Here is an 18009-nt window from a genome sequence, read left to right as displayed (position 1 = left end):
GTCAGATCTTGGTGTGACCGAACTCGTCGACACCCGTCTCGTGGTGGCGGGTGGCCTCGAACTTCTGGGAGTGACGGTAGGCCACGTCGCGGAAGCTCCAGGTCACGAAGCCGAGGAAGATGAAGAAGAGCGCGCCGACCATCGGGAACACGAACGCGGGCGCCCCGGAGGCGTGCTCAGCAGCTTCTGCGAGGAGGGTCATCGTTCGTGCTCCGTTCGGTCGGGGAAAGACGCCGTTCAGTCTAGCCGCGGATCTGCCCGGAGCCGCGCACGATCCACTTCGTGCTCGTGAGCTCCGGCAGCCCCATCGGACCGCGCGCGTGCAGCTTCTGCGTCGAGATGCCGACCTCGGCCCCGAAACCGAACTCGCCGCCGTCGGTGAACCGGGTCGAGGCGTTCACCATCACGACCGCCGAGTCCACGGTCGCCAGGAACCGTTCGGCGGTGTCGACGTCGTTCGTGACGATCGACTCCGTGTGGTGCGTGGACCACCGGGCGATGTGCGCCATCGCCGCGTCGACATCGGGCACGACGCGGATCGACAGGTCGAGGTCCATCGACTCGGTCGCCCAGTCGTCGTCGGTGGCGCGGAGCACCCCGGAGACGATCGCCCGCGTGGCGTCGTCGCCGCGCAGGGTGACGCCGGACGCCCGCAGCCGGTCGGCCAGCACCGGCAGGAGCCGTTCGGCCGCGGCCTCGTGCACCAGGAGGGTCTCGAGGGCGTTGCACACGCTCGGCCGCTGCACCTTGCTGTTCAGGACGATGTCGACCGCGCGCTGCTCGGGCGCGGACGCGTCGAGGAACACGTGCACGACGCCCGCACCGGTCTCGATGACGGGCACCTGCGACTCGGTGACGACGGTCTGGATGAGCGCGGCGCTCCCCCGTGGGATGAGCACGTCGACCAGGCCGCGTGCGCGCATGAGCTCGGTGGCGCCGGCACGGCCGAACTCGTCGATGGTCTGCACCAGATCGCGCGGCAGCCCGACCGACTCGACCGCGTCCTGGATCCGGGCGACGAGCACCGCGTTCGTGCGCTGTGCCGCCGACCCGCCACGGAGCACGACGGCGTTGCCCGACTTGAGCGCGAGCGAGGCGATGTCGACGGTGACGTTCGGGCGTGCCTCGTAGATGGCCCCGACGACCCCGAACGGCACCCGCACCTGCGTGAGCTGGAGGCCGTTCGGCAGCTGCGACCCGCGCACGTGCTCGCCGACGGGGTCGGTGAGCCCGACGACGTGCTCGACCGCGGCGGCCAGGGCCTCGATCCGGACGGGGTCGAGTCGCAGCCGGTCGAGCAGCCCGGACGACAGGCCGCCGTCCTCGCCCGCGACGAGGTCGTCGTGGTTCGCGGCCACGATCTCGTCGGTCGCGGCACGCACCGCCGAGGCGATCGCACCGAGTGCCGCGTCCTTGACGGCGGTCGTCGCGGTCGCGAGCGCCGACGCGGCGGCCCGAGCCGCCACGAGCTTGTCGGTCAGGGTCGGGGCGGGCGCGATCGACGACATGGACCGATTCTAGGTCCGCCCCCGGTTCATGACGGGCGCGCCGGACACTCGCCGTGCCTCCAGGCCCGGCCCGCCGCGCCGACCGGTCACGACACGTCGTCCCACGCCTGCCGAGTGGTCGCAGATCGTCGCTCCGCGCCGCCCGCGGCGACGGTTCCCGACCACACGACCGCGTCCCAACGGGGAGTCCTGACCGCCTGGAGGCCCGTCACCGGTCCCGGGACACGCACCGGGCCTCCAGGCGGTCGCGTCCACCCCGTTGACCGGCCGCGCCGACCGGTCACGACACGTCGTCCCCCTCCGCCGAGTGGTCGCAGATCGTCGCGCCGCGCCGCCGGAGGCGACGGTTCCCGACCACACGACCGCGACGCAACGGGGAGTCGTGACCGCCTGGAGACCCGTCACCGGTCCCCGGACCCGCACCGGGCCTCCAGGCGGTCGCGTCCACCCCGTCGACTGGTCACGCTGACCGGTCACGACACGTCGTCCCCCGCCCGCCGAGTGGTCGCAGATCGTCGCGCCGCGCCGCCCGCGGCGACGGCTCCCGACCACACGACGGCTCCCGACGGGGAGTCGTGACCACTCGCTGCCACCGGCGCGGCGCGCTGCGAACCGTGTCAGGGACGCGGCGCGGGGTGGAACCAGGTGCCGAGGTGTTCGCCCGCCAGCGCACGGTCGACCAGCGCCGTGTCGGTCACGAGCACCGCGGTGCCCGCCTCGGCCGCCAGGCGCGCGGCGGCGACCTTGGTCCCCGCTCCCCCGGTGCCGACGCCGGCGGTGCCGATCGAGCCGAAGGTGACCCCGGCCAGCTCGTCGCCGAACGGCACCTCGTCGATGCGGGTCGCGCCGGGCTGCTCCGGGGGTGCCGTGTAGAGCGCCTCGACGTCGGAGAGCAGCACGAGGGCATCGGCCCCGAGCAGCCGGGCCACCAGGGCCGCGAGCCGGTCGTTGTCGCCGAAGCGGATCTCGTGCGTGGCGACGGTGTCGTTCTCGTTCACGATCGGGAGCACGCGCAGCGCGAGCAACCGGTCGATCGCGCGCTGGGCGTTCACCCGGTGCGTGGGGTTCTGCAGGTCGCCCGCGGTGAGCAGGATCTGTGCCGCGACGACACCGTGCCGGTCGAGTTCCTTCTGGTACCGGAACATCAGGACGTTCTGCCCGGTGGCGGCCGCAGCCTGCTGCGTGGCGAGGTCGTCCGGCCGGCCTTCGAGCCCGAGGAACGGGAACCCGGTCGCGATCGCGCCGGACGACACGAGCACGACCTCGGTCCCCCGACCGTAGGCCGCAGCCAGCGCGTCGACCAAGGGGCCGATCTGGCCGGCGGCGTCACCGCTGACCGAGGACGAGCCGACCTTGACCACGATCCGCCGCGCACGCGGGATGTCCTCGCGCCGGGTGACGGGTCCGAGGTCGGTGCGGGCGGTCGTGTCGGTCATGCCGCGGTCAGTCCTTCTGGTCGCTGGTCTCGACCCGGTCGCTGGTGCCGAGCTGGTCGCTGGTCACCACGTCGTCGTCCACCCACAGCCCCGAGACGCGCTCCTGCTCGAGCTCGGCACGGGCGGCAGCCTTGGCGTCCATCCGCTCGAAGTACTCCTCGCGCCGCTCGTTGCGGGTCGGCCGCGAGGTCGCACCGATACGCGCGTCGGTGCCACGGGCGCTCGTGATGAGCTCCGCGGTCGACGTGAGCGTGGGCTCCCAGTCGAACACCATGCCGCCGTCGCCGCCGATGACGACGGTCGACCCGGCGACGGCTCCGGCCTTGAACAGGCCGTCCTCGACGCCGAGCTTCGCGAGCCGGTCGGCCAGGTAGCCGATCGCCTCTTCGTTGGTGAAGTCGGTCTGCTGCACCCAGCGCTCCGGCTTGGCGCCCCGGACACGGTAGAAGCGGTGCTCCTCGCCGCCCTCGGCGCGCACGGTGAAGGGCTTCTCGTTGACCGATCGGGGGCGGAGCACGATGCGCTCCGGCAGCGGCTCGGCCGCACGGGCGGCGCGGGCCTGCTCGACGATGTCGGCCAGTGCGAACGTCAGCTCGCGGAGCCCCTTGCGGGACGCGGTGGAGATCGGGAACACGCGGTACCCGCGCCCCTCGAGCTCGGCGGTGACGAACTCGGCGAGCTCCTGCGCCTCGGGCACGTCGACCTTGTTCAGGGCGATGAGCTGGGGGCGCTCGAGCAACGGCACCTGACCCTCGGGGACCGGGTACCGCTCGAGCTCACCCAGGATGACGTCGAGGTCGCTGATCGGGTCGCGGCCCGGGTCGAGCGTGGCGCAGTCAATGACGTGCAGCAGTGCCTCGCACCGCTCGACGTGGCGGAGGAACTCGAGGCCGAGGCCCTTGCCCTCGGACGCACCCTCGATCAGACCGGGGACGTCGGCGACGGTGAACCGGGTGTCACCGGACTCGACGACACCGAGGTTCGGGGTGAGGGTCGTGAACGGGTAGTCCGCGATCTTCGGCTTGGCGGCGGAGACGGCCGCGATCAGCGAGGACTTGCCGGCGCTCGGGAACCCGACCAGGGCGACGTCGGCGATGGTCTTCAGCTCGAGGCTGATGTCCCCCGCCCAGCCCTCGGTGCCGAGCAGCGCGAAGCCCGGGGCCTTGCGCTTCGTGGTGGAGAGCGCCGCGTTGCCGAGGCCGCCCTGTCCGCCGGGGGCCACGACGACGCGCATGCCGGGCTCGGTGAGGTCGGCGATGACTTCGCCGGACTCGTCGTACACCACGGTGCCGACGGGCATCGGGAGTTCGAGGACCTCGCCGCTCACGCCGCTGCGGTGGTCACCCATGCCGGGCTGCCCGTTCTTCGACGAGCGGTGCGGCGAACGGTGGTACCCGAGCAGCGTCGTCACCTGGGGGTCAGCCACGAGCTCGATGTCGCCGCCGTCACCGCCGTTGCCGCCGTCGGGCCCGGCGAGGGGCTTGAACTTCTCACGGCGGACCGACACGCAGCCGTTGCCGCCGTGCCCCGCGCTGAGGTGCAGGGTCACGCGGTCGACGAAGGTCGCCATGGGTCCACTCCTGGTGTTTCGTTGTGCCGACGGGATCGTCGGCGGGAAAAGCGAAGGAGGGGCGGGCACTCGGCCCGCCCCTCCAGCTGCAGTCGTTCGGACGACTACGCGTTCACGATGTTGATGACCTTGCGGCCACCCTTGGTGCCGAACTCGACCGAACCGGACGAGAGGGCGAACAGCGTGTCGTCGCCACCGCGGCCGACGTTGGCGCCCGGGTGGAAGTGGGTTCCGCGCTGGCGGACGATGATCTCGCCAGCGTTGACGACCTCGCCACCGAAGCGCTTCACGCCGAGGCGCTGTGCGTTCGAGTCACGACCGTTGCGAGTGGAACTCGCACCCTTCTTGTGTGCCATGAGTTGACTCCCTTACGCGATCTTGGTGATCTTGACGCGGGTCAGCTCAGCGCGGAAACCCTGGCGCTTCTTGTACCCGGTCTTGTTCTTGAACTTCTGGATGATGACCTTGGGACCACGGAGGTCGTCGAGCACCTCGGCGGTGACGGTCACGTTCGCGAGCTCGGAAGCCGCCGACGTGATCTTGTCACCGTCCACGAGGAGCACGGGGGCGAGGTCGATGTTGCCCTTGTCGTCGGCCTTGGCACGGTCGATGGTCAGGATGGTGCCGACCTCGACCTTCTCCTGACGGCCGCCGGCGCGCACTACTGCGTAAACCACGTGGAAATCCTTACGTAACTCTGCTTGAGGGAAGTCTCGGGTGCCCACTTCTGCACGAGCGGCTCCCGGAAGGCCGGGCCCGATCGGCGACGCAGGCAGAACGGCCCGCTGACACCAGGGACCGAGAATACTCGATCACCCTGGGTCCGGTCAAACGGCGACACCCGTACGATTGCACGGTGACCGTGTTGATCGACCCACCGACGTGGCCCGCCCACGACACACTGTGGTCGCACCTCGTCAGTGATGAATCCTACGCGGAACTCCACGCGTTCGCTGCGCGTGCCGGTGTGCCGCGCCGTGCGTTCGACCACGACCACTACGACGTCCCGCTCTCGCGGTACGACGAACTGGTGGCCGCGGGCGCCTCGGCCGTCACCGGTCGCGAGCTCGTGCTGCGGTTGATCCGCAGCGGGTTGCGCGTGGCGCAGCGCGACAAGCGCGGCCGCTGACGGCGCGTCGGACGGCCGGGAGGCCCGGCGCGGGTCCGCACCGCCAGGCACCTCGCACGGTGCGGGGCCGGCTCGCAGGGCCTCCACGTGGTCAGCGGGGCGCTGGAGGGCCCCAGGGGTTCGCCGGGGGCTGCTGCTGGTCGGAGCGCGGCCCGGCGCCGTACTGCCCGCCGTGCTGGCCGTGGGGGTCGGGCTGCACGCGCCCCTGCCCGTACGGTGCCTGCCGCGGCTGCGGGATCGTCGCCGGCGGAACTGCGTCGGCGGGCCGGACCGTGCCCGGCATGCCCGGGGTCGTCGCCGTCCCACGTGCGCGGCGCGGGCGGCCGAGCCAGAGCCAGGCAGCGGTGGCGGTCGCCAAGAGCATCACGGTGAACGGCAGGCCGTTCTGCAGCGGCCGCGTGAGGACGTCGATGACGAGCTTCGAGCCGCCGGCCGTGGCCGCGCCGAACGATCCGGTGAAGACCCCGACGAGCATCAGGGCCACCGTGCCCGCGGCACCGGCGAGCACGACACGGAGCAGGAGCCTCGGCAGCGGGCTGCGGCGGTCGATCGGCGTCAGGAAGGCCAGGGCGAGGAACGCCCCGACGTAGTACGGGAACGGTGCCACGAAGACGCCGGTCGTGAAGCTGCCGAGCAGGCTCGTCCCGGCGCCGTAGTGCTGGAACGGACTGACCACGAGCGAGGTGCCGAGCACACCGAACAGTCCAGACACGAACTGGACGAGCACCAGGGCCACCACGGCGATGAGCGCCCCGGCGGTGTTCGTCACCGAGGCCCCGGGCGCGAAGGCCCGGCGTGGGTCGGCAGGAGCACGTGGCGGACGCGGCGGGGCGTACGGCGCGCCGGCACCGGGCTGACGGCCGTACGGCGGCACACCGCCCTGCTGCGGCGGCACCGGGCCGCCGGGCTGCTGGGCACCCGGGCCGGGCGGTGCGGGCTGGGACCAGCCCGCACCGTAGTACCCACGCTGCTGCTGCGGGTCGCCCGGGTTCGTCACGTCAGTTCCCCAGGATCACTGCGCCGTCGGAGCCGTCGGCGTCGTCGGTCGGCTCCTCCGTCGGCGTGGCCGGAGCGCTGATGCTCGGCGACGAGACCCGGCGGGAGCGCGAGCGCCCCTGTCCGGGCTGCTTCGGCTCCGGGAGCGCCTGGAGCACCGAGTCGAGCAGCGACTCGGCGTCCGGGGCGACCGCACGGGGCTCCCGCTTGGGCGCTGCGGCAATCGGGATGTCGAGGATCGCGACGGTGTTGTCGGTCGGGGTGACGGTGGCGCTCGAGCTCACGCGACGACGGGCCGGGGCCTTCGCCTTCGGTGCGGACGCGGGCTCGGTGACGGCCGGCGCAGTGCCCTTCGGCGCGCTGGCCTTCAGCGCGCGCGCCTCGGACTCGACGATCACGTCGGGCTCAGCGGTGGCCGACGAGCCCGGTGCGCCCGACCGCTCGGCGGCGGGTGCCTCCGGCGCGTCGGTGGTCGAAGCCGGGGCAACGGCCTGCTGGTCGCTGCTCTGCTGGTCTCCACCGCGGCCACCACGGCCACGACGGCGGCGCTTCGAACCGGCCGGCTGCTCGCCACCCGTGCTGTCCGTGGCGGTGGACGCGTCGGCTGCCGACGGTGCCGTGGCCTCCGTCGCGGTCGCCGCAGCAGCTGCCGCCTCCTGCTCGTCGTGCGACAGGGTCGAGGCGGCGATCCGCGACAGCGCGTTCTTCACGTCGTCGGTGATCTGGTGCGCCTGGCCGGACGCACCGTTGGACGACCCCGAGGAACCGGAGTTCCCGTTGCCGCCGTTGCCGCCGTTGCCGGAGCGGCCGTTCTCGGTGCCGTTCCCGCCGCGACCCTTGCGACGGCCCTTGCTCGGGCCCGGGTCGGCGTTGTTGTCGTTGATCTTCGCGTTGACCTCGTCGAGGGACTCGCGCAGACCGACACCGATCTTCTTGCGGGTCATCTGCACGAGGCCGAGCGAGGTGATCTCGGCGACCTGGTGCTTCGTGCGGTCGCGGCTCAGGCACTCGACCAGGCGGCGGAGCACGAGGTCGCGGTTCTCCTCGAGCACCATGTCGATGAAGTCGACGACGATGATGCCGCCGATGTCGCGCAGGCGGAGCTGGCGGACGAGTTCTTCAGCGGCCTCGAGGTTGTTCTTCGTGACCGTCTCCTCGAGGTTGCCGCCGGAACCGACGAACTTGCCGGTGTTGACGTCGACGACCGTCATGGCCTCGGTGCGGTCGATGACGAGCGAACCACCGGAGGGCAGCCAGACCTTGCGGTCGAGCGCCTTGTCGATCTGCTCGTTGAGTCGGAACTCCTCGAACGAGTCGGGGCCCTCGTAGCGGACGACGCGGTCCTTCAGGTCCGGGGCGACGGCCGACAGGTACTCGTCGATGGTCGCACCGGCGGACTCGCCGTCGATGATCAGCTTCGTGAAGTCCTCGTTGAAGACATCACGCACGATCTTGATGAGCAGGTCCGGCTCGGAGTGCAGCATCACCGGGGCCTGGCCACCGGCGACCTTCTTCTGGATGGCCTCCCACTGGCTGGTCAGGCGCTGCACGTCTCGGGTGAGCTGCTCCTCGGTCGCACCTTCGGCAGCGGTGCGCACGATGACGCCCGCGTGCTCCGGCAGGACCTCTTTCAGGATCTTCTTCAGGCGGGCACGCTCGGTGTCCGGCAGCTTGCGCGAGATCCCGTTCATCGAGCCGTTCGGCACGTAGACCAGGTAGCGGCCCGGCAGTGAGATCTGGCTGGTCAGGCGCGCACCCTTGTGGCCGACCGGGTCCTTCGTGACCTGCACGAGGACCTTGTCGCCCGGCTTGAGCGCTGCTTCGATGCGGCGACCGTGGTTGCCGGTCTCGACGGAGTTCCAGTCGACCTCGCCGGCGTAGAGCACGGCGTTCCGACCGCGGCCGATGTCGACGAACGCCGCCTCCATCGAGGGCAGCACGTTCTGCACCTTGCCGAGGTAGACGTTGCCGATCAGCGAGACGTTCTCGGACTTGGTGATGTAGTGCTCGGCGAGGATGCCGTCCTCGAGGACGCCGATCTCGATCGTCGACGTGCTGGAGCGCACGATCATCTGGCGGTCGACGCTCTCGCGGCGGGCGAGGAACTCGTCCTCGCTCACGACCTGGCGTCGGCGTCCGGCATCGCGGCCGTCCCGACGGCGCTGCTTCTTCGCCTCGAGACGGGTCGAGCCCTTGATGCGCTGCGGCTCGGTGATGAGCTCCGGCTCGCGACGGCGCGGCTCCTGGTGGTCGCGCGGCTCGCGGGCTTCGCGGTCGGCGCTCGATCCACGGCGACGCGAGCGACGGCGCGAACCGCCCTGGTCGTCTCGGTCGTCACGGTCGCGATCGCGGTCGAATCGGTCCTCGCGGTCGTAGCGGTCGTCCTCGTCGCGGTCGCGGTCGCGGTCGCGGTCGCGATCGAACCGGGGCGCACGCTGCGGCAGCTCCGGCAGCACCGGCGCGTGGAAGATCAGGCTGAGTGTGCTCGTGGCCTTCGGCACGAACGGCTCCTCGGCGGCAGCAGCGGGTGCGCCCGCCTCGGTCATCGCCTGCTCCTGCGCCGGACGGGAGGCGCGGCCCGCGTCCGCCCCGTCGGTCGCGTCCGTGGCCTGGTCACCCGTGACGACCGGCAGGTCACCGGTCAGCGTGCTCACGTCGTGCGGCTCGACACCGCTGTCGGCGACGGCCTCGACCGCGACGGAGACCGCCCCGGTGTCGGTCGGCTCGACGGGCGATGCCGGGGAGTCCGGCGAACCGGGAGAATCCGGCGAGTCGGGAGACCCGACGCCGGCCGCGGGACGGGCGTCAGCGCCGCCCGTCAGCGCGAGCGTCTCGTCGGCGTGGGGTGCCTGCTCGGCGCCCTCACGGGCCTCCTGGCCGGACGACCGGGCGCGGCGACCGCCGAACAGGCGGCTCCGGCGCTTCGGCGCGTTCTCGTCGTTGGTCGTGTTGTCGTTGTTCTGCTCCACCATGAACTGGCGCACTCCTCGGCCCCACTCGCACCCTTTCGGGCGGCGGGAATTCTGTAGTTGTGGCGGGCGGCGTCGACGCCCCCGCGCTCGCTGTCTCGTGACCGGTCTGCGTCGACTTCGCTTGCGTCCGCGCCCGTTCCGCTCCGGGCACCCGGCCCGGGTCGGCTCGGCGTCGGAGTGACGCTGTCCCGACCACAGTGCGCTCTCACCGCACCTGATCGTCCGAGCACCACCCGGTGGGGTGCTGCTCGGAAAGCTCTCTTCGGTGTGCGGTTGGCCGCACGACCTCCAGGCATTATCGCATGCCGCACCCGGAAAGCACCGGAACCCGCATGCGATGATGACCGCGTGACCGCGTCTGCACCTGCCCCCCGTCGTCCGATCGCGATGGCGGTCTTCCTGCTCGTCACCGGGCTCGTCGGCCTGTTCGGCTCGTTCCGGCTCGTCCTCGACGAGTTCACGAAGTACCAGAACCCGAAGGCCGTCCTGAGCTGCGACGTGAACCCGTTCATCAACTGCTCCGACGTGATGGCCAGCTGGCAGGGGCACCTGTTCGGGTTCCCGAACCCGTTGCTCGGCGTCATGGGGTTCGTCGCCCCGCTCGCCGTGGCGGTGCTGCTGCTCGCCGGGTTCCGGAACGGTTCGCGCTGGTTCTGGATCGTGTTCAACGCCGGCGTCTTCCTGGCGTGGGTGTTCGTGACCTGGCTGTTCACGCAGACCGTCTTCGTCATCGGCGCCCTGTGCCCGTGGTGCATGCTCGTCTGGTCGATGACCATCCCGATGTTCTGGGTGTTCACGATCTGGAACGCGGCCCAGGGTCGCTTCGGGGCCGGAGCGCAGCGCGTCGGGCGGTCGCTCCTGCCCTTCAGCTGGGCGTTCGTGCTGGCGAACTACCTGGTCATCATCGTCACGATCATCATCAAGTTCCCCGCGGTCCTCACCAGCTTCTGAGCCGTCCGCACTGCCCCTACGCTCGGGTTCGATGAGCGAGAACGAGAGCAGCAGGGCACGGCGGGACGCCGCACGTGAGCGCGCGCGAGCGGCACGGGTGGCGGAGCAGTCGCGCCGCCGCCGTCTCCGCACGCTCGGCATCAGCGGCATCATCGTCGGCGGGCTCGCGGTGATCGCGGTGCTCGTCCTCGTGATCGCGAACTCCGTGCAGCCCGCCGGTCCCGGGCCGCGGAACGCGGCGAGCGACGGCGTCCTGCTCACCGGAGCGAACGGCAGGATCGTGCCCGTCGAGACGCGAGCGGTGCCCGACGGCGGGACCCCGACGCCGACCGTGCAGGAGGGCTCGAAGACCGCGATCACGATCTACGCGGACTACATGTGCCCGTACTGCAACCAGTTCGAGACTGCCCAGATGCCCCGGATCCGGCAGTGGGTCGAGGACGGCAGCGCCACCCTCGAGCTGCATCCGCTCGGGCTGCTCGACCGCGTGTCGCTCGGATCGCGGTACTCCACCCGCTCGGCTGCGGCAGCCGCCTGTGTCGCGGACCACGACCCGAACGCGTTCCTGGCGTTCAACACCTCGCTCTACGAGCACCAGCCCTCGGAGAGCACGCGCGGACTCACGAACGACGAGCTGGCGTCCCTCGCGCGCCGAGCGGGTGCGGAGGACGCGGCTGTGGCACCGTGCATCACGGGGCAGGACTTCGCCGGGTGGGTCGCCGACGCCACGAACCGGGCGATGAACGACCCGGTGCCGAACTCGTCGCTCGACGGGATCACGAGCACGCCGACGATCATCGTCGACGGCGAGCAGTACAACGCCGACGGTTCGGCGTCGCTCGCCGACGTGGACGCGTTCGCGGCCTTCGTCCGGCAGCACGGCGGAGCGTCCTAGTCGTACGACGAACAGCCCCCGCTCGCCGATCGAAAGCGGGGGCTGTTCGTCGTGATCGGTGCGGTTACTTCGCCGCGGCGTCGATCGCGGTGATGACCGTGCTCAGGTCGTCCAGGCGCTTGCCGTCGACGACGATCGTCGGCGTACCGAAGCCCTGCGCGCCCGCGAGTGCCTCGTTCGAGGTGACGGCCTGCGTGGACTTCGTCACCCAGCCCTTGAACTGTTCGGACGACAGGCACTCGGACAGGTCCGAACCGGTCGCGCCACCCGCCTTGACGAGCTTCGCGATCTCGGAGTTGGTCAGGCCCTTGGTGCCCTCGGCCGGCTGGTTCTCGAAGAACTGGGTCTGCACGTCGAGGAACTTGTCCGGCGCGTAGTTCGCCACGCACATGGCGGCGTTCGCGGCACGGCTGGCGTACCGGGAGCCCGCGTAGCTGCGGTCGAGGATCGACACCGGCTGGATCGCCAGGGTCGCGTCGCCCGACTTCACCTTGTCGAGGATCTGGTCGGAGTAGGCGGCCTCGAACTGCTTGCAGACCGGGCACGCCCAGTCGACGTACTCGGTGACCGCGACCGCGCCGTCGGTGTTCGACGTCGGCACCGCGGACGGGGTGCCCTTCGCGGGCACGGCCTTCGTGGTCACCGGGGTGACCTCGCCGTCCTGGCCGGTGAACTGGATCGCGCCGGTGGCCATGTTCTTCGGCCCGGCCGCCGAGACGGAGGGCGCGTTGTTCACGTTCACCACGACGATGGTGATGATCGCGGCGATCGCCACGATGCCCAGGCCGATACTGCCCTGCAGGAACCACCTGTTGCGGCGCTTGCGGCGCTTCTCGGCGTCGGCGCGCTGCCGTGCGACCTCTCGGGCGTGCTGACGCCGCTCGTTCTTGGTGGGTCGGTCGTTGTTCGTCACGTCGTCCCCGTCGATCAGGCGAACCAGAGCGCGAGCTCGCGCGCGGCCGACTCGGGGCTGTCCGAACCGTGGACCAGGTTCTGCTGGACCTTGAGGCCCCAGTCGCGGCCCAGGTCACCACGGATGGTGCCGGGCGCGGCCGAGGTCGGGTCGGTGGTGCCGGCGAGCGAGCGGAAGCCCGCGATCGCACCGTTGCCGGCGACGCGCACGGCGACGACCGGACCGGACTGCATGAACTCGACGAGCGGCTCGAAGAACGGCTTGCCCTGGTGCTCCTCGTAGTGGGCGTCGAGCAGGTCGCGCGGCGCGGTGAGCATCTTCAGGTCGACGAGCTCGTAGCCCTTGGCCTCGATCCGGCGGAGGATCTCGCCGGTGAGCTGGCGGGCGACGCCGTCGGGCTTGACGAGGACGAGGGTCTCTTCGAAGTCGGACACGCAGTACTCCCTGTGTTCGGGGTCGAATGTGGTGGTCAGTCCTCGCCCATGGCCGCTCGGCGCGCGGCGTTCTGGCGGTCCAGTTGACCGCCCTTGACGAAGCAGAAGACCCACAGCGCCAGGAACACCACGGCGACCGCGAACATGAACGGTTCGATGAACCCGGTGGCGAGGATGGCCGCCTGCAGCAGCCACCCGAACCATACACCGGCCGGGTTGCCCGTCAGACGTGAGGCAGCTGCGAGGACGATGATCGCGCCGATGCCGCCGCCGAAGGCCGCGGCGGGCGGCAGCGTGCCCTTGCCGAACACGACGAGCATGGGGAAGAAGAACATGATCGCCTCGAGCACCAGGGTGATCGAGAGCAGGCTCTCCTGCGCCCCGCGTTCGCGGCGCGGCTTCCGGGTGCGCGGTGCGCGGCCCGGCCGGGAGGCACGTGGTGCGTCCGTCACTTCGCCTCGCCTTCGCGGTGCACGAGGTCCATGACCGCGCCCACCATCACGATGGAGCCCGCGACGAGCACGAGGGCGTCCTCGGCATCCGCCTCGTCGGCCAGGCTGCGCGCTTCCTGCAGCGCGGACGCCAGGGACGGCTCGACGACGACGCGGTCCTCACCGACCTCGTCGACGACGACCCGGGCGAACTCGTCCGCGTCGAGCGCACGCTCCCCCGGTGGCTGCGTCACGACGAACGTGGCAACGGTGTCCTTGAGCGCGCGGACGAACCCGCGGGCGTCCTTGTCGCCGAGGATCCCGACGACGCCGACGACGTGCTCCGACGGGAACGCGACCGGCAGCGCCTCGGCGAGGGCCTTTGCGCCGTGCGGGTTGTGTGCGGCGTCGACGACGACGGTCGGGTCGGTGGCGATGGGCTGCAGGCGACCGGGGCTGGTCGTGCCGGCGATGCCCTCGGACAGGACGTCCTCGTCGAGGGCCTGGGCCCCGCGTCCGAGGAACGACTCGACCGCCGCGATGGCCACGGCGGCGTTGTCGGCCTGGTGCCGGCCGAACAGCGGCAGGAACAGGTCGTCGTAGCGGCCGGCGATGCCCTGCACGGTGATGAGCTGGCCGCCCACAGCGGGGGTGACGTCCAGCACCGAGAAACCGGTGCCCTCGACGGCCAGCGTGGACTCGGTGAGCTCGGCGGCGCGCTCGAGCTCGGCCATGGCCTCGGGGGCCTGCCGGCTCGACACCACGGCGGACGACGGCTTGACGATGCCCGACTTGGTGCGGGCGATCTCGGCCACCGTGGCGCCGAGCTGCTTCGCGTGGTCGATGGCGATCGGCGTGAACACCTGGACCTGGCTCTGCACGACGTTGGTGGAGTCCCACTCGCCGCCCATGCCGACCTCGATCACGGCGACGTCCACCGGTGCCTCGGCGAAGCACGCCAGGGCCAGCACGGTCAGCGCCTCGAAGAAGGTCAGCGGGAGTTCGCCCTTGTCAGCGAGTTCGCGGTCGGTGATCTCGAGCACCGGGGCGATGTCGTCCCAGTTCTCGACGAACCGGTCCGCAGCGATCGGTTGGCCGTCGACGACGATGCGCTCCCGGATCGACACCAGGTGCGGACTCGTCATCAGGCCCGTGCGCAGACCGTGGGCGCGGACGATGCTCTCGATCGTGCGCGCGGTCGACGTCTTGCCGTTCGTCCCCGTGATGTGGATCACCGGGTACGCCAGGTGTGGGTCGCCGAGGAGCTCGACGGCGCGGCGGGTCGCGGTCAGGCGGTGTTCGGGCGACTGCTCACCGATCCGGGCGTACAGGGCGGCTTCGACGCGGCGGACCTCGTCGTCGTCGCCGCCGTAGGGCACGGCCTCGAACGGACCGTCGCCGGAGGGGCCGACCGGGATCCGGATGCCGTCCTCGTCGCGACCGTCGAACTCGTCGTGTCCGACGAACTCCTCGTTCGCCTCGTGGTCGTCGTACTGGTCGTCGTCGCTCATGCGCGTGCCACCTCCACGGATACCTTCGCACCGTCACCGACGTCGGTGGTGGTGTCGTCCGCCCCGAGGGGCACGATCTCGACGCTCGTCGCCAGGGTCTCCCCCGCGATGAGCTCCTGGTGCGCGCGGACCGCGCCGTCGGCCGTGTCGTCCACCCGGAGGGTCAGGGCGATGCGGTCGCTGACGTCGAGATCCGCGTCTCGGCGGGCCTGCTGGACGGCGCGGACGACGTCGCGGGCGAGCCCCTCGGCCTCGAGCTCGGGCGTGGTCACGGTGTCGAGCACCACGAAACCGCCGCCGTCGAGGAACGCCACCGCCACCGAGGCGTCGGCCACGGTGAGGTCGAGCGAGTACTCCCCCTCGATCAGGTCGACGCCGCCGACGGTGACGCCGGCCTCGGTCGCGGTCCAGTCGCCCTTCTTGGCGGCCGGGATCACCTGCTGCACCTGCTTGCCGATGCGGGGACCGGCGACGCGGGCGTTCACGGTGAGCTTCCGCTCGATGCCGTACTGCGCCAGCGACTCCTCGGCCTGCTCCTCGAGCACGACCCGCTTCACGTTGAGCTCGTCGCGCAGGATGTCGGCGAACGGTTCGACCGCCGCCGGGTCCGGCACGACCAGGGTCAGCGTGGCGAGGGGAAGCCGGACGCGCTTGCCCGTGGCCTTGCGGAGCGCCAGCCCCTTCGAGGCGACGTCGCGCACGCGGTCCATCGCGTCGACGAGGGCGTCGTCGGCGGGGAACTCGTCGGGGTCCGGGAAGTCCGTCAGGTGGACGCTGCGCCCACCGGTCAGGCCCTTCCAGATCTCCTCGGTGACGAGCGGCGCGAGCGGCGCGGCGACCCGGGTCAGCGTCTCGAGCACGGTGTACAGGGTGTCGAACGCCGCGCGGGTCTCGGCCCCGGCGTCGGCGTCGGCCCCGGTCCAGAACTTGTCGCGCGAACGGCGGACGTACCAGTTGGTCAGCACGTCGGCGAAGTCGCGGACGGCCTGGGCTGCGAGCGGGGTGTCGAGCGCGTCGAGGTGCGTCCGGACGTCGGTGACGAGGACCCGGGTCTTCGCGAGCAGGTACCGGTCGAGCACGTCGGTCGAGTCGGTCCGGCGCTGGGCCCGGTAGCCGTCGGGACCCGAGGCGTTCGCGTACAGGGTGAAGAAGTAGTACGTCGACCACAGCGGCAGCATGAACTCGCGGACGCCCTGGCGGATGCCCTCTTCGGTGACGACGAGGTTGCCGCCGCGGATCACCGACGAGGACATCAGGAACCAGCGCATGGCGTCGGCACCGTCGCGGTCGAAGACCTCGGAGACGTCCGGGTAGTTCCGGAGCGACTTCGACATCTTCTGGCCGTCCGAGCCGAGGACGATGCCGTGGCTGATGACGTTCTGGAACGCCGGCCGGTCGAACAGCGCGGTGGAGAGCACGTGCATGACGTAGAACCAGCCGCGGGTCTGCCCGATGTACTCGACGATGAAGTCGGCCGGGCTGTGCGACTCGAACCACGCTCGGTTCTCGAACGGGTAGTGCACCTGGGCGTACGGCATCGACCCGGAGTCGAACCACACGTCGAACACGTCGGTGATCCGGCGCATCGTTGACCCGCCCGTGGGGTCGTCGGGGTTCGGCCGCGTCAGGTCGTCGATGAACGGGCGGTGCAGGTCGACTTCGCCCTCGGCGTTCACCGGCAGGCGGCCGAAGTCGCGCTCGATGTCGGCGAGCGAGCCGTACACGTCGGTGCGCGGGTACTCGGGGTCGTCGGACTGCCACACCGGGATCGGCGTGCCGAAGTAGCGGTTCCGCGAGACCGACCAGTCGATGGCGTTGCCGACCCACTTGCCGAACTGGCCGTCCTTGACGTTGTCCGGCACCCAGTTGATGTCCTGGTTGAGCTGGCCCATGCGGTCGCGGAGCTCGGTGACGCGGACGAACCACGACGAGACGGCCTTGTAGATGAGGGGCTTCCGGCACCGCCAGCAGTGCGGGTAGCTGTGCTCGTACGACGCCTGGCGGAGCAGTCGCCCGGCGTCGCGGACGGCCTTCGTCAGCGGCTTGTTCGCGTCCGACCAGAGCATCCCGGCGACCTCGCCGAACTGGGACGTGAAGACGCCGCCCTCGTCCAGCGACAGCACGACGGGGATGCCGGCTGCTGCGCAGACCTCTTGGTCGTCGGCACCGTAGGCCGGGGCCTGGTGCACGATGCCGGTGCCCTCCCCGGTCTCGACGTACTCGGCGACCAGGATGCGCCAGGCGTTGTCGTACCCCTCCTGCTCGGCCAGGTGGTCGAACAGACGCTCGTACTCGACGCCGTCGAGCTCGGCGCCCGTCAGCGTGCGCGCGACGGCGGCGAGCGCCTCGTCACCCGAGGCGTAGCCGAGCTCCTTCGCGTGCGCGGCCACGGTGTCCGACGCGAGCAGGTAGGAGACGGAACCGGCGTCGGCACCGTCAGCCGCGCCTCCAGGGCCCGCCGGTACGACCGCGTAGGCGATCGTCGGTCCGACTGCCAATGCGGCGTTCGTGGGGAGGGTCCAGGGGGTCGTCGTCCAGGCGAGCGCGCGCACGCCGGTCAGGTCGAGCGCGGCAGCGCGGTCGCCGTGCAGCGGGAAGGAGACCGTGACGGACTGGTCCTGGCGCATCTTGTAGACGTCGTCGTCCATGCGCAGCTCGTGGTTGGACAGCGGCGTCTGGTCGTTCCAGCAGTACGGCAGGACCCGGAAGCCCTCGTACGCCAGGCCCTTGTCCCAGAGCTGCTTCCACGCCCAGAGCACGCTCTCCATGAAGGTGACGTCGAGGGTCTTGTAGTCGTCCTCGAAGTCGACCCAGCGCGCCTGGCGGGTGACGTACTCCTGCCACTCGTCGGTGTACTGCAGCACGGACTGCTTGGCGGCTGCGTTGAAGACGTCGATGCCCATGGCGTCGATCTCGTGCTTCTCGGTGATGCCGAGCTGCCGCATCGCCTCGAGCTCGGCGGGCAGGCCGTGGGTGTCCCAGCCGAAGCGGCGGTGCACCTGCTTGCCCCGCATGGTCTGGTAGCGCGGGAAGACGTCCTTGGCGTACCCCGTCAGCAGGTGACCGTAGTGCGGCAGCCCGTTGGCGAAGGGCGGGCCGTCGTAGAAGGTCCACTCGGGGCAGCCCTCGCGCTGGTCGATCGACGCCTGGAACGTGTCGTCGCGCTTCCAGAAGGCGAGGATGCCCTGCTCGACGGCGGGGAAGCTCGGGGAGGGGACGACGCCATCGGCATCGGCGTTCAACGGGTACGGCACCGGGACTCC

The 18009-nt window shown here is 70.9% G+C and carries 16 protein-coding genes; 3 read left to right on the top strand and 13 right to left on the bottom strand.

Annotated features, from left to right (window positions below; genetic code table 11):
- Window position 1 precedes the first annotated feature (1 nt).
- From DEJ17_RS02350 to rplU, 6 genes are all read right to left on the bottom strand, one after another.
- Complete coding sequence (locus DEJ17_RS02350; RefSeq protein ID WP_035807661.1) at window positions 2-202, bottom strand: hypothetical protein; 201 nt, start codon at window positions 200-202, stop codon at window positions 2-4.
- A 40-nt stretch (window positions 203-242) separates the two neighbouring features.
- Window positions 243-1508 carry a glutamate-5-semialdehyde dehydrogenase gene (locus tag DEJ17_RS02345; RefSeq protein ID WP_110891882.1) on the bottom strand — a complete coding sequence of 422 codons (1266 nt, stop codon included), beginning with the start codon at window positions 1506-1508 and terminating at the stop codon, window positions 243-245.
- A 617-nt stretch (window positions 1509-2125) separates the two neighbouring features.
- Window positions 2126-2944 carry a glutamate 5-kinase gene (gene proB / locus DEJ17_RS02340; RefSeq protein WP_258366618.1) on the bottom strand — a complete coding sequence of 273 codons (819 nt, stop codon included), beginning with the start codon at window positions 2942-2944 and terminating at the stop codon, window positions 2126-2128.
- 7 nt (window positions 2945-2951) lie between these two features.
- Window positions 2952-4514 carry a GTPase ObgE gene (obgE, locus tag DEJ17_RS02335; RefSeq protein ID WP_110891881.1) on the bottom strand — a complete coding sequence of 521 codons (1563 nt, stop codon included), beginning with the start codon at window positions 4512-4514 and terminating at the stop codon, window positions 2952-2954.
- A gap of 104 nt (window positions 4515-4618) precedes the next feature.
- Window positions 4619-4870, bottom strand: coding sequence for a 50S ribosomal protein L27 (gene rpmA / locus DEJ17_RS02330; RefSeq protein WP_017885976.1), 252 nt, complete (start codon window positions 4868-4870; stop codon window positions 4619-4621).
- Between the two features lie 12 nt (window positions 4871-4882).
- Window positions 4883-5191 (bottom strand): 50S ribosomal protein L21, encoded by a 309-nt coding sequence (gene rplU, locus DEJ17_RS02325; RefSeq protein ID WP_027464715.1) that lies wholly within the window; start codon window positions 5189-5191, stop codon window positions 4883-4885.
- 179 nt (window positions 5192-5370) lie between these two features.
- On the opposite strand from rplU, the gene DEJ17_RS02320 reads away from it, so the two are divergent.
- A complete protein-coding gene (locus DEJ17_RS02320; protein ID WP_110891880.1) occupies window positions 5371-5643 on the top strand; it encodes a DUF4031 domain-containing protein in 273 nt (90 codons plus the stop codon).
- Between the two features lie 91 nt (window positions 5644-5734).
- On the opposite strand, the gene DEJ17_RS02315 is transcribed toward DEJ17_RS02320, so the two are convergent.
- Together DEJ17_RS02315 and DEJ17_RS02310 are read right to left on the bottom strand one after the other, a co-directional pair.
- Window positions 5735-6640 (bottom strand): hypothetical protein, encoded by a 906-nt coding sequence (locus DEJ17_RS02315; RefSeq protein ID WP_110891879.1) that lies wholly within the window; start codon window positions 6638-6640, stop codon window positions 5735-5737.
- A 1-nt stretch (window position 6641) separates the two neighbouring features.
- Window positions 6642-9611: an Rne/Rng family ribonuclease gene (locus DEJ17_RS02310; protein ID WP_110891940.1), complete on the bottom strand. Its 2970-nt coding sequence runs from the start codon at window positions 9609-9611 to the stop codon at window positions 6642-6644.
- Window positions 9612-9959: 348 nt separating this feature from the next.
- On the opposite strand from DEJ17_RS02310, the gene DEJ17_RS02305 reads away from it, so the two are divergent.
- Entirely contained in the window at window positions 9960-10562 is a 603-nt protein-coding gene (locus tag DEJ17_RS02305; RefSeq protein WP_258366617.1) for a vitamin K epoxide reductase family protein, read from the top strand.
- Window positions 10563-10593: 31 nt separating this feature from the next.
- Window positions 10594-11457 carry a thioredoxin domain-containing protein gene (locus tag DEJ17_RS02300; protein WP_110891877.1) on the top strand — a complete coding sequence of 288 codons (864 nt, stop codon included), beginning with the start codon at window positions 10594-10596 and terminating at the stop codon, window positions 11455-11457.
- Between the two features lie 64 nt (window positions 11458-11521).
- Here DEJ17_RS02300 and DEJ17_RS02295 read toward each other — a convergent pair whose 3' ends face one another.
- Genes DEJ17_RS02295 through ileS form a run of 5 tightly spaced genes read right to left on the bottom strand, consistent with a single transcriptional unit; the run spans window position 11522 to window position 18000 of the window.
- Entirely contained in the window at window positions 11522-12370 is an 849-nt protein-coding gene (locus DEJ17_RS02295) for a thioredoxin domain-containing protein (protein ID WP_110891876.1), read from the bottom strand.
- Window positions 12371-12384: 14 nt separating this feature from the next.
- On the bottom strand, window positions 12385-12804 hold the full coding sequence (ndk, locus tag DEJ17_RS02290) for a nucleoside-diphosphate kinase (RefSeq protein WP_017885984.1): 420 nt from the start codon (window positions 12802-12804) through the stop codon (window positions 12385-12387).
- Between the two features lie 35 nt (window positions 12805-12839).
- Window positions 12840-13256: a DUF4233 domain-containing protein gene (locus tag DEJ17_RS02285; protein ID WP_110891875.1), complete on the bottom strand. Its 417-nt coding sequence runs from the start codon at window positions 13254-13256 to the stop codon at window positions 12840-12842.
- Window positions 13253-14746, bottom strand: coding sequence for a folylpolyglutamate synthase/dihydrofolate synthase family protein (locus tag DEJ17_RS02280; RefSeq protein WP_181420997.1), 1494 nt, complete (start codon window positions 14744-14746; stop codon window positions 13253-13255). Before DEJ17_RS02280 ends, DEJ17_RS02285 begins: the two co-directional genes overlap by 4 nt.
- Entirely contained in the window at window positions 14743-18000 is a 3258-nt protein-coding gene (gene ileS, locus DEJ17_RS02275; RefSeq protein ID WP_110891874.1) for an isoleucine--tRNA ligase, read from the bottom strand. The genes DEJ17_RS02280 and ileS overlap by 4 nt, the downstream gene beginning before the upstream one ends.
- Window positions 18001-18009: the final 9 nt, after the last annotated feature.

The sequence above is a fragment of the Curtobacterium sp. MCSS17_011 genome (assembly GCF_003224275.1).
Classification (GTDB): domain Bacteria; phylum Actinomycetota; class Actinomycetes; order Actinomycetales; family Microbacteriaceae; genus Curtobacterium.
Note: the sequence above shows the minus strand (reverse complement) of the source record. Positions and strands in the feature narration are given on the sequence as shown.

What these genes read in the sequence shown, in the direction of transcription:
- obgE (WP_110891881.1), bottom strand. Translation starts at nt 4,514, where the DNA reads ATGGCGACCTTCGTCGACCGCGTGACCCTGCACCTCAGCGCGGGGCAC.
- DEJ17_RS02310 (WP_110891940.1), bottom strand. Translation starts at nt 9,611, where the DNA reads ATGGTGGAGCAGAACAACGACAACACGACCAACGACGAGAACGCGCCG.
- DEJ17_RS02350 (WP_035807661.1), bottom strand. Translation starts at nt 202, where the DNA reads ATGACCCTCCTCGCAGAAGCTGCTGAGCACGCCTCCGGGGCGCCCGCG.
- DEJ17_RS02300 (WP_110891877.1), top strand. Translation starts at nt 10,594, where the DNA reads ATGAGCGAGAACGAGAGCAGCAGGGCACGGCGGGACGCCGCACGTGAG.
- DEJ17_RS02345 (WP_110891882.1), bottom strand. Translation starts at nt 1,508, where the DNA reads ATGTCGTCGATCGCGCCCGCCCCGACCCTGACCGACAAGCTCGTGGCG.
- proB (WP_258366618.1), bottom strand. Translation starts at nt 2,944, where the DNA reads ATGACCGACACGACCGCCCGCACCGACCTCGGACCCGTCACCCGGCGC.
- DEJ17_RS02280 (WP_181420997.1), bottom strand. Translation starts at nt 14,746, where the DNA reads ATGAGCGACGACGACCAGTACGACGACCACGAGGCGAACGAGGAGTTC.
- rpmA (WP_017885976.1), bottom strand. Translation starts at nt 4,870, where the DNA reads ATGGCACACAAGAAGGGTGCGAGTTCCACTCGCAACGGTCGTGACTCG.